Source organism: Maribacter sp. UH1 (genome assembly GCF_056839145.1).
The window spans coordinates 4,287,660-4,303,608 of record NZ_CM166387.1 but is presented as its reverse complement, the minus strand read 5'-3'; the positions used below and the strand labels follow the sequence as shown (position 1 = coordinate 4,303,608).

The 15,949-nt window shown below is 35.2% G+C and carries 11 protein-coding genes; 3 read left to right on the top strand and 8 right to left on the bottom strand.

From position 1 onward, the window contains the following. Positions 1-269: 269 nt before the first annotated feature. Positions 270-932 carry a hypothetical protein gene (locus tag UH1x_RS18625; protein WP_482623465.1) on the top strand — a complete coding sequence of 221 codons (663 nt, stop codon included), beginning with the start codon at positions 270-272 and terminating at the stop codon, positions 930-932. A gap of 226 nt (positions 933-1,158) precedes the next feature. On the opposite strand, the gene UH1x_RS18620 is transcribed toward UH1x_RS18625, so the two are convergent. The 6 genes from UH1x_RS18620 to UH1x_RS18595 form a co-directional block, all read right to left on the bottom strand. Then, positions 1,159-2,040: an NAD(P)-dependent oxidoreductase gene (locus UH1x_RS18620; protein WP_482623463.1), complete on the bottom strand. Its 882-nt coding sequence runs from the start codon at positions 2,038-2,040 to the stop codon at positions 1,159-1,161. Positions 2,041-2,118: 78 nt separating this feature from the next. Continuing rightward, positions 2,119-3,366 carry a glycosyltransferase gene (locus tag UH1x_RS18615; RefSeq protein WP_482623462.1) on the bottom strand — a complete coding sequence of 416 codons (1,248 nt, stop codon included), beginning with the start codon at positions 3,364-3,366 and terminating at the stop codon, positions 2,119-2,121. A 377-nt stretch (positions 3,367-3,743) separates the two neighbouring features. Continuing rightward, positions 3,744-5,957 carry a hypothetical protein gene (locus tag UH1x_RS18610; RefSeq protein ID WP_482623460.1) on the bottom strand — a complete coding sequence of 738 codons (2,214 nt, stop codon included), beginning with the start codon at positions 5,955-5,957 and terminating at the stop codon, positions 3,744-3,746. Positions 5,958-6,121: 164 nt separating this feature from the next. After that, the gene (locus UH1x_RS18605; protein ID WP_482623458.1) at positions 6,122-7,633 is read right to left on the bottom strand and encodes a DEAD/DEAH box helicase; all 1,512 of its coding nucleotides are present in this window, start codon (positions 7,631-7,633) and stop codon (positions 6,122-6,124) included. 98 nt (positions 7,634-7,731) lie between these two features. Continuing rightward, a complete protein-coding gene (locus tag UH1x_RS18600) occupies positions 7,732-8,661 on the bottom strand; it encodes a 2-hydroxyacid dehydrogenase (protein WP_482623456.1) in 930 nt (309 codons plus the stop codon). 3 nt (positions 8,662-8,664) lie between these two features. After that, complete coding sequence (locus tag UH1x_RS18595) at positions 8,665-9,174, bottom strand: DUF6155 family protein (protein WP_482623454.1); 510 nt, start codon at positions 9,172-9,174, stop codon at positions 8,665-8,667. Between the two features lie 172 nt (positions 9,175-9,346). Here UH1x_RS18595 and UH1x_RS18590 point away from each other — a divergent pair, with 172 nt between their 5' ends. Beyond that, positions 9,347-10,210: a sigma-70 family RNA polymerase sigma factor gene (locus UH1x_RS18590; protein WP_036154298.1), complete on the top strand. Its 864-nt coding sequence runs from the start codon at positions 9,347-9,349 to the stop codon at positions 10,208-10,210. A gap of 757 nt (positions 10,211-10,967) precedes the next feature. Next, complete coding sequence (locus UH1x_RS18585; RefSeq protein WP_482623452.1) at positions 10,968-12,260, top strand: interleukin-like EMT inducer domain-containing protein; 1,293 nt, start codon at positions 10,968-10,970, stop codon at positions 12,258-12,260. On the opposite strand, the gene UH1x_RS18580 is transcribed toward UH1x_RS18585, so the two are convergent. Together UH1x_RS18580 and UH1x_RS18575 are read right to left on the bottom strand one after the other, a co-directional pair. Beyond that, positions 12,250-13,563, bottom strand: coding sequence for a YaiO family outer membrane beta-barrel protein (locus tag UH1x_RS18580; RefSeq protein ID WP_482623450.1), 1,314 nt, complete (start codon positions 13,561-13,563; stop codon positions 12,250-12,252). The genes UH1x_RS18585 and UH1x_RS18580 overlap by 11 nt on opposite strands. Further along, positions 13,563-15,944: a sulfatase-like hydrolase/transferase gene (locus UH1x_RS18575; protein ID WP_482623448.1), complete on the bottom strand. Its 2,382-nt coding sequence runs from the start codon at positions 15,942-15,944 to the stop codon at positions 13,563-13,565. Before UH1x_RS18575 ends, UH1x_RS18580 begins: the two co-directional genes overlap by 1 nt. Positions 15,945-15,949 lie beyond the last annotated feature (5 nt).

Genomic DNA, 15,949 nt, shown 5'->3' with positions numbered 1-15,949 from the left:
TGTGGACTTCAAAAAATTGTTACATAATCCCGCCGAAGTAAGAATGCATAACTTATTTCTAAAACTTATTTAATCCCATCTTCGATAACAAAACCATAAATGTACCCCTTATTCTTCTCCACAATCCGCTTACTCATAAACTTGGTAGGTATTTAGGTTTTAGTATTTGCATTTAATTTTTATAAAAACGAACTTCGGTGTCATCTGTTAAATAAAATTGCAACTTTTATTAGTTCCTCGATAGCAGTAATTAAAGTAAAATAGAAAAATTGATTAAAGAATACAAAAGAGATTTATCTGAATCGGATAAGAAAGTTATTTTAAAGGAAGTGAAAAAAACAAAATCCTACTTCCCAAAAACAAAAAAATCTGTTCTACTTAAACTTACAGTTTTACTAGGTTTCATAATTATTATTTACAATTTCCCTACGCTATGGTTAATCATTCCAATACTAATAATATCGTTCTTCATGATATGGATGTTAGTAATGGAAGTAAATGATTTAGCCCGTTTACCTAAATTCTTAAAAGAAAAAGAGTCGATAATTAAAACAGGTATCGCAAGAGTACGAGAAATAAATATAGATCGATATGCCAAAATTAAAAGCTACAATGACGAAGGAAATCATTATATCATAGAACGAGATGGTAAATTGATTATGATAGGTGGTCAGGAATTTGATGGGGTAAGAAAGCTCAAGAATAAGATTGAATATATAGATCTTATGGACTCAAGCAAAACATATTGTTACAATACAAGAGTTATAAAAAATGGTCAAAGCCTAGAGCCATATCATGTATTTAAAGGCAAACTACCTGAAGAATTGATGAATTCAGAACTATGGAATCAATTAACGGAACAAGAACCATTTGATGGTAAACTTGAAGATTTAGATAAATACATAAAAAGTAAAGCTGCTAACAAGGTGTAAAAACGCATTTTACGTGGAACGATAACGAAACCCCAACTAACCCCTATTCTTCTCCTCTATCCATTTACTAATAAACTTTGTAGCAGTTAGAACTCTAGATTGAGCTTTAAATAAAAAAGCTAAGCTTCGTACGTACAGTAAAACTAAAAAGTTTCTTTGCTTTCGCACCAAGCTTAGCTTGACAGTTGTGTGAACTATTTCACACAACTAAAAAAATCTTAATTGATTATTTCTTCAACTTCACGAAATAATCAAAGATTTCAGGGACATTTGCACTTGCCATACCTTCATCAAAAGCAGCCTGTAGGCTAGCAGAAGTAGCAGAAGCAACCTTAGATTCTGTACCAAGATCGTCCATCATTTGTACAAAATAACCAAGATCTTTATTCGCATTAGCGATAGAAAAACCTAAATCACTAACATGATCTACTGCGTAGTTTTTACAAAACTTCATGAACGGTGAATTCGAAGGTCCGGAAGACATAATATCAAAAAGTTGTTGTCCATCTACACCGGCAAGTTTAGCTGCTGCAAAAGCTTGTGACATAGCTACAACGGTAGTCATTCCCATAAAATTATTAATCAACTTAGTCGTATGACCAGCACCTAGAGGACCTAAATGAAATACATGTTCTCCTTGAACATCTAATATAGGTTTTACCTTTTCAAAGGTATCTTTATCGCCAGCAGCCATAATGTTTAGTAATCCGTCTTTTGCATGAGCCGGTGTACGACCAAGCGGAGCATCAATCATACCAGCGCCTTTTGTAGCAAGGTCTTTACCAATTTTCTGTGTAGATGCAGGAATTGATGTTCCAAAATCGATCAAAACAGTACCTTCTTTAATACCTTCAAGAATACCATTTTCACCGTAAACGATTTTTTCTACAACAGCAGAAGTCGTTAAGCAGAACATGATAATGTCGCTATTTTCAGCTAATTCTTTTGGAGAGGCAGCTTCTTTAGCATTACCGCGAGCGATAACAGTTGCTACTGCATCTTTGTTAAGGTCCATTACATTTAGTTGGAAACCTCTTTTTTGTAAGTTCTCAACCATGTTGGCGCCCATTAGGCCGAGTCCTATAAATCCGATAGTAGGGTTTTTCATATTTGTTTAATTATTTAGTACAAAGATTTAAATCTGCTAGTTAACATATTTTACTAGTTTAAAAAAGAAACTTAGCAACTATCCTCTATTCTTCTCCTCAATCCACTTGCTCATGAATTTGGTAGCAGTCATAGTTTGATGTTGCAATAAAGCTCCCGTAAAGTTTTGAATTCTATGTGTTATTAGCCCTTTTTGAAGCTGATTAATTTTATCAATAAATAGGTGCTCTAAACTGTGTTTGTTATACAAAGTATTTACTAAAGTTTTTCCTTGATCCTGAGCATTTTGCCAGGTAAGTTGAGTGGTATACAATCTAACAGCAGCTTCCACAAAAGCGGTATGGTCGTTTTCTATATAGCCATTCCAGTCCAGAATGCCGTGCATACCCTCAGCACCAATAGTTGTGGTAACGCTAGGTGTGCCGTTTTGCATAGCTGAAAGTAGTTTTCCTTTAATTCCCGCACCAAAACGTAGTGGAGCTAGACATACTTTTGCCGATTGCATGACTTCATTGACATCTTCAGTCCTACCGTGCACAAGAAATCCGGTTATAGGGTTATGCATTTCTAGAATTTGCTGTGGCAAATATGCTCCGTAAATATGCAATTTAGCTGCTGGTAATTGTCTATGAATTAAAGGCCAAATAATCGATTTTAAGCATTTAACCGCATCTATATTAGGAGCATGCTTTCCGCCACCAATAAATACAAAATCCGTTCTTTCCTCAAAGGTTTTCCAAATGGTCTTTGTAGTGACCTCGTCAACCATAAAAGGAAGTAACAACAATAGACTTTTATCTATTTTGATGACATCGGTCAGCAATTCCAATTCATAATTAGAAATTATCAAAGAGAGATCGCAACGATAAATACTGGCAATTTCTCGCTTGGTTTTATCATCTGCTAACCAAGCATCTGTAGTAAATAAAATATCTTTTTTAAAGCATTGCTCACGCACATGACGTAGAGAATGTAAATCTTCAGTATCTAAAACACGAAGCGCATCAGGGCAGTTTTCCGCCACGCGCCACCCAAATTGCTCTTCGGTCAAAAAGCGATCGAACAACACTACATCAGGATTCAAATCTTTTACAAAAACATCAAAAGAATTATCGTTCATTTTAATATCCGCCGTTTGAAAACCAAGAGCTTCAATATCCGCGGAATAATCCGATTTAGAAGCCGCCGAAGCAACGGTAATACCATATCCCTGCTTTTTAAACACCTCTATTAATTGCATCATACGAACCCCAGCAGCAGTAGATGCAGGCTCTGGCCATACGAGGGCGATTACGAGAAGGGTTTTATGATGTTCTTTAGAGTACAAAGTCCGAAGTATTAAGTACAAAGTTCGGCAAATGGTTATTGGTTGGCAAGTTTTTAGTGCTCCGTATCAGTTGGCAGTGTTCAGTGTTCAGTTGAATTACGTCTTTGCAAGGAGCTTTTCGCGACGTGGCAATCTGTTCGTTTATTACTAGAAAATAGTTTTCAGTGCTCAGTTTCAGTAGGCAGTCTGAGCGTAGCCGAAGACCCTTGCTAGTTCGTTATTATGACAACTGGCGTGTTCCAAAAAATCGTATAGTCGAGCTTTGCTCGCAATTAGAGCAAAACAACCAACAACCAACAACCAACAACCAACAACCAACAACCAACAACCAACAACCAACAACCAACAACCAACAACCATCAACCATCAACTAACAACTAATCCTCCCCAGAAACACCAATTTCATCAAGCACTACTACCCCATAATCTGTTTGATCAAAAATGAATTTGATAGAACTTATGGATTCCACATTAAATTCCGGATTTAAATTAGAGAGTGTTTTCATTGGAAAATGGTAGGTCTGCAACTGCACTTCCCAATCATTACCGATCATGTCTTTATCCAAGAACTTGAATTTGGTGAATCTAGTTTTTAAAGGTTTCGTTATGCCTTTAATTTTACTCACTTTTAAAGCACTGGTTTGTCCGTTATTGTCTGTTAATTGCACCGTAAAATCTAGTTGTGGTACTTCCCGTTTATCATCATCACTTTTGGCTTCCTTTTGTGCATCGGTCAAATTAACATCTAGCCATTCGTGGTTTCCTGCTCCCAGCGTGAATTGTAAACTAGAGTTTGTTGAAAACGGAATAGAATCATCCGCAGAAAGCGTTAGTTCATACATTCCTTTTTCAGAGGAATTCGTTGCATTTTCATCATCCCATCCTAAGATAACCGCGTTGTTTTCTTGACTACCTTCATCACGCGTAAGTAGATTTTGTTCTTTCCATAAAGCAATATTGGTCGCTTGTATTTTTGTGGAATCTATTGCCGTGGTAATATCAATATCTTCCTCAAAATCGGCTATAGTATGAAAATCAGATGACTCAAAAGAAGTCAAATAATGCTCAACAGGTAACCATTCTTTTGCCGTAGCTACTTTCTTGAATATAGAGCAATATGATTGATTTCCTTTTAAAGTAGCCTCAGCAAAAGCACTGATAAAGACTTTGGCAGCTTCTTGCTGCTCGGCTTCTTTTAGCAATGGCTCTAGATTTAACAACCATTTTGAAGGAGCTCCAAAATCCGAATTGCCCCAAGTGGAATTAAACTGCCCGTGATTAGCATGGTGAATATACACTCCCGATTTAAATCGAGAGACAGAATCCGTATACTGCAAACGTCGGTAAGGTCGCATTCCCCAGAAGCTCACTTCATCGGAATCATAAGAACCCTGTATACTCAAGAAATTTATATTATTCAATACTATTTTACGGTCATATCTATAATCTGTAGGTGCCAATGCCACTACCCCTTTAATATTAAAATTAAAATCGAATTTCTCTTTAGCCTCATCAGGAAAATAAGGTAACGGATTATACGCCGCAGCAATGGAAACCGCTTCTCCACCACGAGAATGACCAACGAGCATAATATTGTCCATATCTACTTTTTGGGAAAGCTCATGACCATCTTCACCGTTCCAGTTTCTCCACTGCTCTAAATGCTTTAGCAATAACCAGGCACGAGCTGGCATTTCCTTACCTCTAAAATCACCCGACCAATGTCCGTTCAAAAAATTCTCATCGACCGACACTGCTATTATTCCCCTACTGGCCAACAAATTGCCCAAATAGCCATAACCATCATCAGAATAATCGATCATACTATGATTACCGTGCACGATTAGGGTCAAAGGAAATGGACCATTGCCCTCTGGCATGTACACCCTACCATTTAAGGGAAAGTTTTTAGCCCCGAAACCCCAATACCGTTCGCGCCATTTTTTCTTTTTACCTTTCCAATCCGGTATTAACCATTTGCCATCAACAGCATTGGTTTTAAAAGTAATACCTTTTGAAAACTCTTCACGTTGCTCATCTGTACCGCTACCATAGGTAAATGTTTTCACTGCATAAGAACCTACTTCAGCTGGATTTGTAAACGATGCTTCTGGGAGTATTGACCCACTTTGTTCTGCAAATGCTAGAGGTGTTTCCTTCTCATAAGGGTCAGAACCACTATTTGACAAAGCGTAAAATATATAGCCCACACCAATAAAAGTGATGAACAAGAAAAGGCTTGAAAATAAATTACGTTTTAGTTGATACCTGTATAAGGCAATGCAAAATGTAATACCCAATGCTATGATAGCACTATAAAATACCGTTGGCCAGCCAAAACCAATATATTTTAAAATAATTAAAACACCAATGGTACTAAGTACGGCCGTTGAGGATTTTAAAGGAATATTTTGTAAACCCCTTCCAATAAGAATAAAGAGTCCGTAGATAATTAAATTAACGAGCAAACCAATACTAATGACAATACACATCATTATAATAGGATGCCATCCCGTAAGAAAATGATATCCGGTAATGCCGTAAAATATAATAGTTAAAACAAGGGTAAGATAAAGTAAGTGGTTTTTCATTAGTTGAGAGCGTTGTAGTTGTTCAAGCTCTTGAATTTAACCAACTTCTAGCGATATAAATAACGCCATGCCAATTTTTAAAAATAAGATAATAAAGACCTCATTAGAATATAGAATCAATAACCAGATAAGCTATAATTCTTAATACCTAATCCACATGTAAATCACATTTTAGCGGCAAACAATTTAGAGATCTTAGAACGTAATTTTCGTTCATAATCTTCTTCCAGCCATTCTTTATAGTTCTTGGTATTGTTCATAATACAATAAGAATACTGACGTACACGGTATTTTATTTCTTCCTTCAGTTTTTTAGCTAGAATACGAGCATCAAAAACATCTTCAGAATTCTCTACACAAATTTTTGCATGCTGCTCTATACTTTTCTCCAAGACCAATTTGGATTTTTCTCCGTTGGCGAAACTTTTCTTGTATTCCGCTTTAATGTCAAAATCGATATCGGTAGAATTTGCAAATTCCGCACGTAGATCTGCCGGCATTTCATAGACAAACTCTCGTTCTATCTCCTCGTCGTTCTTAATATTCTCTAAATAAAAATCCGGAAAATGGAAAATCTCTTGCCAATCGATTCCCGCATTCCACAGTCCAAAACGGGCTACATTGTTACCCATATCAATAACATTGAATTCTTGCTTTTGAGGCAAGTATCTAGAACCACGACCGATCATTTGAAAATACAAGGTCAGTGAACGTGTTGCACGATTTAAAATAATGGTCTCTACGCTAGGTTCATCAAAACCTGTAGTCAAAATACTTACCGAAGTTAAAATAGCATCGGGTGTTTCTTTAAACCATTTAAGAATCTCTTTTCGCTCTGCGGCATTATTCTTATTATCTAAGTGACGAATATTATAACCCGCTTTTCTAAAGGTTTCACAAACGTATCTAGACGTATTTATACCATTATTAAAAATCAAGGTCTTAGTGCCTTTTGCAATTTCATTATACGCAGAAACCAACTTGTTGAGCATACTGTGGTTACCGTAAAGCTCATCAGAAGACTTTACCGTATAATCACCACTAATACCTAATTTTAATGTTTGTAGGCTAACATCATAATTATACATGTTTGCCTTAGCCAAGAACTTTTTCTGAATCAAGGATTCTATAGACTCCCCCACAATCAACTTTTTATAGTTGTCTTTCATGGGGAGCTTAATATTTGAACTTAACGGAGTTGCTGTTACCCCAAGGATTACAGAGTTCTCAAAAAACTTAAAAAGCTTACGGAAAGAATTATAATGTGCCTCATCAATAATAACAAGACCTATGTTATTGATTTCAACTTTCTCTTCCTGTAATCTATTGTTCAGTGTTTCTACCATGGCAACAAAACACATGAACTCGTCTTGGTCTTGCCACTCTTTTACCTCGCTATTTATGATTTTGTTCTTTACTCCAAAACCGTTCAGCATTCTAGAAGTCTGCTGACTTAGTTCTATACGGTGCGTAAGTACAATAACCTTTTTATTAGTCTTTGCAATATAGCGTTTGGCAATTTCAGAGAACACCACGGTTTTACCACCACCGGTAGGTAATTGGTACAGAAGGTTGGAATTATCGCCATTCTCTTCTAAATATTTAAAAATAGAATGTAGATCCTCCTCTTGATAATCGTACAGGGTTTTCTCAGTAGTATCGTTTTGTAGCTTCAAAAGGTTTGTAGGCGTTTATTTATGTTAATAATGCAAAAACCTTATAAAATTATAAGATTTTTATGGGTCTAGGAAATAAAAAACTTGAAAAAACAATTTTAGTATCCCTTGTCAGAATCTACTAAATTTTGCAATTTTTCTCCAGAGCTCAACCTTTTATAATTTTCAACTATCTGCGGAATCACAGAACTGGTATCTGAAACACTAGCGTAATGCGGAGTCATGTGCACCTTTTTATGATTCCAGAAAGGATGGGTTTTAGGTAAAGGTTCCGTATGATACACATCTAGGCAAGCACCGGATAAATGACCAGAATCCAGCAAGGCAATTAAATCATCATCTACCATATGACCTCCACGGGCAACATTAATAACAAATGCATTCTTGGGCAGCTGAGATAAAAGTTCTTTATTTAGAACACCCTCCGTTGCGGGAGTCAATGGTAGTAGGCATATTAATATATTTGTAGCACTTAGAAATTCTTTTTGTTCCTCTGCCCCAGCAAATGTTTGTACGCCTTCAATTTCTTTTTTACTCCTACTCCAACCTTGTACATTAAAATTAAAAGAAGAAAGATCACTGGCAGTAAGCGCGCCCAATTCACCAAGACCTAAAATTCCTATGGTAACATCTTTAATGCGCATGTACTGTTTGGGTTCCCAAACATGAGATACTTGATCTAACTTATATTGATTTAAATTTTTTAGATGTGCTAGAATAACCGCCAGCACATGTTCAGACATATCACTAGCAAGGTAAGGGTCAACAATACGTGTAATAGGTATGTTCTTAGGACGCGTATCATCTTCAAAGATATAATCCACACCAGCACCTGCGGAAGCAATGCATTTTAGATTAGGATAATCAGCCAATGACCCCTTAGGGTGTTTCCAGATAACCGCCATGGAGATTTCCTCTTTTGGGTGATCCTCAAGATAGCTGTATACTTTTACAGAGGTATCAGCATTCTGTAAGGCATTTTTCCAAAGGTCTATTCTATCATCTTGTCGTATTACTACTATTGCCATAAGCTAATCTATAATATCCAATGCCTTTGAGAATTCGTCTTCAAAAAGCCATTTTTGATTCTGGGTTTCTGTGTAAATTTTTAGGATACGCTCTCTGAATTCCGGAAAAATTCCTTGGACGGTAGAAAACTGTATCACTTCATTAAATGAATTGAGCATACTTCTGTAGAAGGAGTCCGGTACGTTCTTCTCCATAGAAAATGTCTGTGCAATTTCTAGATTATAGCACATTACATCAGCAATTAAATGAGGGTCTACCCCTAGTTTTATAAAATGCTTTATAAATTTCTGAGCTACGGAACGCCTGGCTTTTGGCCTTCTGCGCTTTAGCGGAAAATATTCATTGGATATTTTTGCTTTGGCATCTTGTACCAACTTATCTTCTTTGGGGTTGAAGGCAAAATCATAATAAGTTTTTACGGTAGGAAATTTTTCGTACAACTCTAGTATTTGCTCTTCAAGCGCTTTTTTAGGAAGCTTGGATATATACGTTTTTAATGCCCGTTTACTCATAAAAATATAGTGTCTATATTCAAAAATAAGCTTTACAAAAACAACCTCCTAAAAGCTTAAATCTTTGTTAAAGCTAATAAAAGCTGTAGAAGTATAGTCAAATTCATTAGGAAAATTGAATTAATTGCACTATACTGTAAACTTGTACAACTTCTAAATTCGAAACAAACATATGAGGCAACTAAAGATTATCAAGCAGGTAACGAATCGTGAATCGAAATCCCTAGATAAATACTTGCAAGATATCAGTAAAATTGATTTGATTACAGCGAATGAAGAGGTAGAATTAGCGCAGAAGATTCGAGAAGGTAGTCAAGCAGCTTTGGAAAAATTAACGACAGCGAACTTAAGGTTCGTAGTTTCCGTAGCAAAACAGTACCAAAATCAAGGTCTTAAATTACCTGATTTAATTAATGAAGGAAATTTAGGATTAGTTAAAGCAGCAAAAAGATTTGATGAAACAAGAGGATTTAAGTTTATATCCTATGCCGTTTGGTGGATCAGACAATCTATACTACAAGCTTTAGCAGAACAATCTAGAGTTGTTCGTTTACCATTAAACAAAATTGGTTCGATCAATAAGATCAAAAAGACATTTTCTTATTTAGAGCAGGCTCACGAACGTCCGCCTTCTCCAGAAGAAATTGCAAAAGAATTGGAAATGACGGTTTCTGAAGTGAAGCAATCACTTAAGAATTCAGGTAGACATGTATCTATGGATGCACCATTACGTGAAGGTGAAGATTCTAACCTATATGACGTTTTACGTTCAGGTGAGTCTCCAAGACCGGATAATATTTTATTACAGCAGTCATTAAATACTGAAATTAATAGAGCATTAGATACCTTATCTCCTAGAGAGGCAGATGTTGTTAAGCTTTATTACGGTATTGGTGATCAACAATCAATGACTTTAGCAGAAATCGGTCAAACGTTCGATTTAACAAGAGAGCGTGTTAGACAAATTCGTGAAAAAGCAATACGTAAATTACGTCATGCTTCTAGAAGCAAGTTGCTTAAAACGTATCTAGGCTAAACATTTATACTGTTTTAAAAAAAGAAAGCGCCCGTTTTTAACGGGCGCTTTCTTTTTATCTAATGTTTGGGAACACTAAGAATAGGATAATTTGTTGATATTAAAGTTTACTAGGATACTATTGAGATCCTGGATAAAATTTTGATACGATGAAAAATCTTGATTTTGGTGTGCCATGGGAATATTTTTTTTGGTTAAGGTTTTGGTTGACTTACATATAGTCCAACTCAGCTAATTCGTTGATACTAAGAATTTCGTTTAAATCTTGAAGAAAAACTAAGTATTCTTCTCCGTAGGTGTCGTAAAGCATATTCTAGTAGGTTTAAAAGTTAATCTTGATTTGGGTAATTATATCTTGAAGTAAATATATACCGATGTTGAGATTGTGACAACAAATTGTGGTGAACCAATTTAAAACTGTTGTAAAACATACACAAATGTGTTGTTTAGGGTTAAAAAACTGGAAACACTAGGTTTTATAGGGGTTTAGAGGAGTGTATTTCATCCTATTTATTGGTATTTTAACGATATAAACTTTTAAATAGACTTATTTACAGACAGTTACATGATAAAATCTTATATAAAAAGCTCAAATAGTTTTTAAATTAAGGTTATAAATGTTTTAATTTTTCTTAAACATATAATGAATCATGCCACCATACATATTGAATTATACCTTTACAATACACTATCTATATATCCGTTTTCAAAGTAACCTTATTAGTATAACTTTGATAAAGTTGAAAATTATAATTTGATGAAGAGATTCTCCCCTATCCTTTTAAGCTATAAAATGGTTTTACTATTAGTTATCCTTTTTGTAGGAAGGCCGGTAAATGCAGCTAGTATAGTTTCTTTAACTTCTTCTACTCAAAATTCAGAGTCGATAGCATTAGTATTAAACAGTCATAGTTTTAATACACATGAACGCAGCACTTTTACCTACGCCTCACAAACCGAAGCCATAGAACGCGGGTTAACCATAGTTCATTTACAAGCAGATAATACGTTTGAGTTCAAGACTTTTGATACTTATGGCAGTAAAGAAGATGTACAGGCATTTGTAGCAGTACTATCTAAAATGATAGACGCTAATGCTGTATTTGCCATACTAGCACATGATAGTGCAGCAGAACAATTAACAGGATTTAAAAATCAATTGAACCAATTGGGTTTTGTTCAATTAAGTAATCTAAAGGGAAGACAAGCTTACACCATGAACAATATTAATGGTGAGATTACTGAACAGGTAAATGATAATTCAATCACAGAAACTATAGACATTAATAACAATACTAATGACAAGGAAATTTATTTTCCAAGAGAAGTTTATGAATTTGAATCTAGTATAGATAGATACATAGCCCATGCCGGCGGTGAGATCAATGGTGTAAAATCTACCAACTCTAAACATGCATTAGATGAAAATTATAAAAAGGGATTCCGCAATTTTGAATTGGACATCATAGAAACATCAGATGGTAAATTAGTTGCGGCACATGATTGGAACATGTGGGCACGATTTACAGATTATGCTGGAAGCTTACCTCCTACGCACGCCCAATTCATGAAGCAAAAAATATATGGCGATTATACTACTTTAGATATGGAAGGCATCAATACATGGTTCAAAAACCACCCAGATGCTACATTGATTACAGATAAGGTAAATGACCCTATAGCCTTTTCTGACGCCTTTGTAGATAAAGACCGTCTAATTATGGAACTATTTAGTGTTATGGCAGTAGAAAAAGCATCTGAGCATGGCATACATACCATGATTTCACAAGAACCGCTATTAGCAATAAAAGGAGATAAAGTAAACTTTCTTAAAGTTAACAACGTGAAGCATGTTGCGGTATCTAGAAGGATAGTATCTAGTCAAAAGAAATTGATGCTACAGTTAAGAGACGCAGGAATTAAAGTATATGTCTTTAACGTAAACTTCGATGCTGGTAAAGACGAACAATATGTCTACGATAATGAACTAGGTTTAATCTACGGGATGTATGCCGATAAATGGATACCTGCTATGCAGTCTAAAAATTAAACTCATAGGTTAAACCGGCAGATATGGAATAGAAATAACTGCCAGGATCAAAAGATTGCTCTTGTCGTAATACGCCCACATTAGTTCTGTAGGCACTTAGATTATTCTTACTTGTGAATTGGTATTCAAAACTTAATCGTTGTGATTCTATATACAATAACGTTTCTGCCAACAATTGATCTCCTGATGTAAACTGCCTTAACTCAGGTGAAAAACCTACGCCTGCGTTTACCCCCATATAATTCTTGGCATCCTTTAAATATTTACGCACCAACAAGTTTCCAGAAATATTAGTCAGATTATCAGACTCAGGTGTTATATAGGAGCGTAAAGAAAAATAGTAATTGCCCGTATAATACCCCAAAGAGTTGGTAATAGATTTGACATCTTTAGTCGCAAAGTTTATAAATCTACCACCGGCAGAAAATTCAATTCCGCTTTTATGATTATAATACACATCTCCACCTACTTTATGATTTGGATATAAGTCCGACTCAGAATACCCATAATTAATATAGGCATAAAATCCTTTTGCAATTTTAGGATATAAATCTAGATCAAGCTGAATCCCGTTCTTACCAACTCTATTACTGTTATTAATTCTTGGTATAATAGCACCATAAGGAGTTTGTCTTTTATATGAAATACTAGATGTGGTTATAGGATCAAAACGTTGATCATAGAACGTAACGGAACTATTGACCATAACCGTATTCTTTAATTTCTCTTCAGTTACTGGTGTTACATGTACATTCTCAATTTCCGCTACATTAGTTTCGTTAGGGACAGCAGATGAATTTTTAGAATCGGTAAATTTAGTGTTGACCGTACTTTCAATATTAAACCAGCCATCTTGATTATATTCCGTACCCTTTATTCCATCCGTAGCTACGGTCTGTAATCTTTTTAATTCTTGGTCGTTTTCTATATGAACCAATGCTTTGTTGGCAAGACCTAATGCAGTAGCGTAATTCTTTGCATATAATTCATTTTTGACTGCAGAAAGCCAGGCTTCTCTATTTGTTTTATTTTTTGATAAAATGGTATTGAATTCCGATCTCGCTAAATCATAATCACCTCTCCAACTCAAGGTGCTAGCCCATAATACTGAAGTCTTGATTCCAGTTTCTGGCTCATTTACCAAATTATACAGCATATTATGAGCAGTATTGGTATTACCCTCATATGCCAAAGCATAAGCAGTTTCAAAAGAAGGTACGGTATTGTCCATACTTTGCCCTTTAACCTTTAAAGCAAAGGCTAGTAAAATCAATAGCATGATATGTAACTTACCCTTCTTCATTACTCTATGGATGCTAACGTATTTTTAGCTTCTTTATTTGTGTTTTTGTGAATATCGATTCCTGCTTTTCGTGCAGAATTTTTAGCCCTGGAAATCTTACTGGAAATTTCATTGGCACTAGCACTATTCTCCTGCACCATATTGACCAAAGCTAGACCTTCGGTATGTTTATCATACCAAAAATACACATCAAAAAGTGCGGCATAAGAATCTATATAATTAGGATTCATAGCAATGCACTCTTTTAAAATTTTAACCGACTCCTCATAGTTTCCTTTCCAGATATGCAATCTGCCCGTTAAAATTTTAGTATCTATATGACTAGGTGATTCTGAAAGAATATAACGACATAACAAAAGGGCATCATCCCATTTTTTGTCAAAAGCCAAATCTCTGGCCTTAAAGAATGAACGGTCAAAATTACTTCCATCATAAATACTATTGATCCAAGTGACTTCCGCCGGAGTAAATTTTTCTTTTTGTACTGAGAAAATGGTTAAACTATCGGGAATTATCTTGTTCTCTGAAGTAACGTAGTGATTTACCGATTTAAAGCGTTCTAAAGTTTTTTCTACCGACCCGCCACCAAATGTAGAACTGATATCCATATCTTCATCAAGCTCCATGATATCACCATCAGTATATAATATTTCTTTACTGATATACTCCTTTAGCTCATTCTTATTTCGCATTAAAGGAATGTTCTTGGTAGACCTGAATGCAGTTTCCATATCAAGGGCACCACCCATCCAGGCTACTTTTTTAGGCATTTTTAATTCGTATGAATCTGAGAGTAATGCCAATATAGAAGGGGTTACATCAAAATGAGAAGATATAGAACTCATCTTACGGGTTCTTTTCAACATTGGGCTGTACATGATCAGCGGTACATGAAAACGACTAATATTATTACGCTGTGGTATAGGAATAAGTCTATGGTCACCCGTAAAAATGAAAATGGTATTCTCATAATTAGGCTGAGATTTATAAGACTCCATGAACCATTTTATAGCATCATCTGTATACAATAATGTAGCAAAAACATTGTCGTTCTTTTTAACTATTTTTTCTACCCTAGAATCAAAATCACCTTTAACCAAAATATCTTTAACCTGTCTTTCAAAAAAATCTTGATTAGGCGGGATAAAGGGTTCGTGCGTACTAATAGTCATGTACACTTCTAATCTAGGTTGGTCTTCGCTTCTTTCTAGACTTAGGCTTTTCTTGAATAATTCCTTATCAGGATATCCCCAAGAAGAACCCGCGGCATCTTCTTCCTGTTTTTGATATTTATTTCCGAATCCTGATTTATCCAATACAAAATCTAAATTCTCACTTCTTAAAAATCTATCTACTTTATCGAAAGAACTGTTGGTTCCCTGGTAAAAAGAAGTATGATACCCATTGTTTTTAAGTACACTGAACATGGTTAATTTATTAGGGTACTCTTCCAACTCCATAAATCCGCTTTTACCAAAAGGCAATGAACCTAACAATGATGGTAAAACACCAAATGTTCTACCAGTATTGCTCAAGAAATTTTCCCAGTATAATGATTTGGTCGTTAGGGAATCTAAATACGGAGTAAACCCTCCAAACTCGGCTCCTTCACCCACAAAATCCCTACCTAAACCTTCTACCATTACAAAGACGATATTTGGTTTTTCTTCTTTTAACTCAAAATAATCTCCCAATACATTCTCAATATTAGGACCTTGCACCAAAGGATATTCTTCAGTTGACGTATATGAATTATCTTCAGAACTTGTATTGTAAACGTTAACGGCCAAGTACTGTACTTTGTTCTGATTTATAGGTTTACCATCGGTAAATAAAGAAGCCATAAACAAGCTGAACAATACTATGGTAAAAGGATACATCTTACTAATTCTATGATAGAATTTAGAAGTGATTCTATATAGTCCCAAAAAGAGACCTATTAATACAATTGAAGCAATAAGCAGATAAACAGAAATCATGAAACCGCCAGAGTTAGCTAATGTAATTTTCATGTCGTCATAGCTATACCCTAAAATATCCGATCCTAAAGGCACTAAAGTTGTACAGTAATATGCGGTAAGAATTGCCTCAAAGATCAAGACCAAACTAAGCAATCCGAAGACAAGATTGAAGCCATATTTAGAACGTAGATTTTCCCAAAAATTAAAAGGAAACACCATGACGATACCCATTAATGCGGTAAAGCCTATTTGATGTACAATAGCTTTTAATAAACTAACGGAAAAAATAGTATCGATAACCCCTTTATAGTACAGCATACCATATTGAAAAAGCGTTAACACGAATAAACATCCAAAAAAGGATATCATAAGCCGCGTATACTGCTTTAAAGAATATCTATCTATACTACTTGTGTTCATTACTT

Bases quoted from the DNA above. Each gene is read 5' to 3' on its own strand.
- UH1x_RS18575 (WP_482623448.1), bottom strand. From the start codon at position 15,944: ATGAACACAAGTAGTATAGATAGATATTCTTTAAAGCAGTATACGCGG.
- UH1x_RS18590 (WP_036154298.1), top strand. From the start codon at position 9,347: ATGAGGCAACTAAAGATTATCAAGCAGGTAACGAATCGTGAATCGAAA.
- UH1x_RS18600 (WP_482623456.1), bottom strand. From the start codon at position 8,661: ATGGCAATAGTAGTAATACGACAAGATGATAGAATAGACCTTTGGAAA.
- UH1x_RS18620 (WP_482623463.1), bottom strand. From the start codon at position 2,040: ATGAAAAACCCTACTATCGGATTTATAGGACTCGGCCTAATGGGCGCC.
- UH1x_RS18595 (WP_482623454.1), bottom strand. From the start codon at position 9,174: ATGAGTAAACGGGCATTAAAAACGTATATATCCAAGCTTCCTAAAAAA.
- UH1x_RS18585 (WP_482623452.1), top strand. From the start codon at position 10,968: ATGAAGAGATTCTCCCCTATCCTTTTAAGCTATAAAATGGTTTTACTA.
- UH1x_RS18610 (WP_482623460.1), bottom strand. From the start codon at position 5,957: ATGAAAAACCACTTACTTTATCTTACCCTTGTTTTAACTATTATATTT.
- UH1x_RS18580 (WP_482623450.1), bottom strand. From the start codon at position 13,563: ATGAAGAAGGGTAAGTTACATATCATGCTATTGATTTTACTAGCCTTT.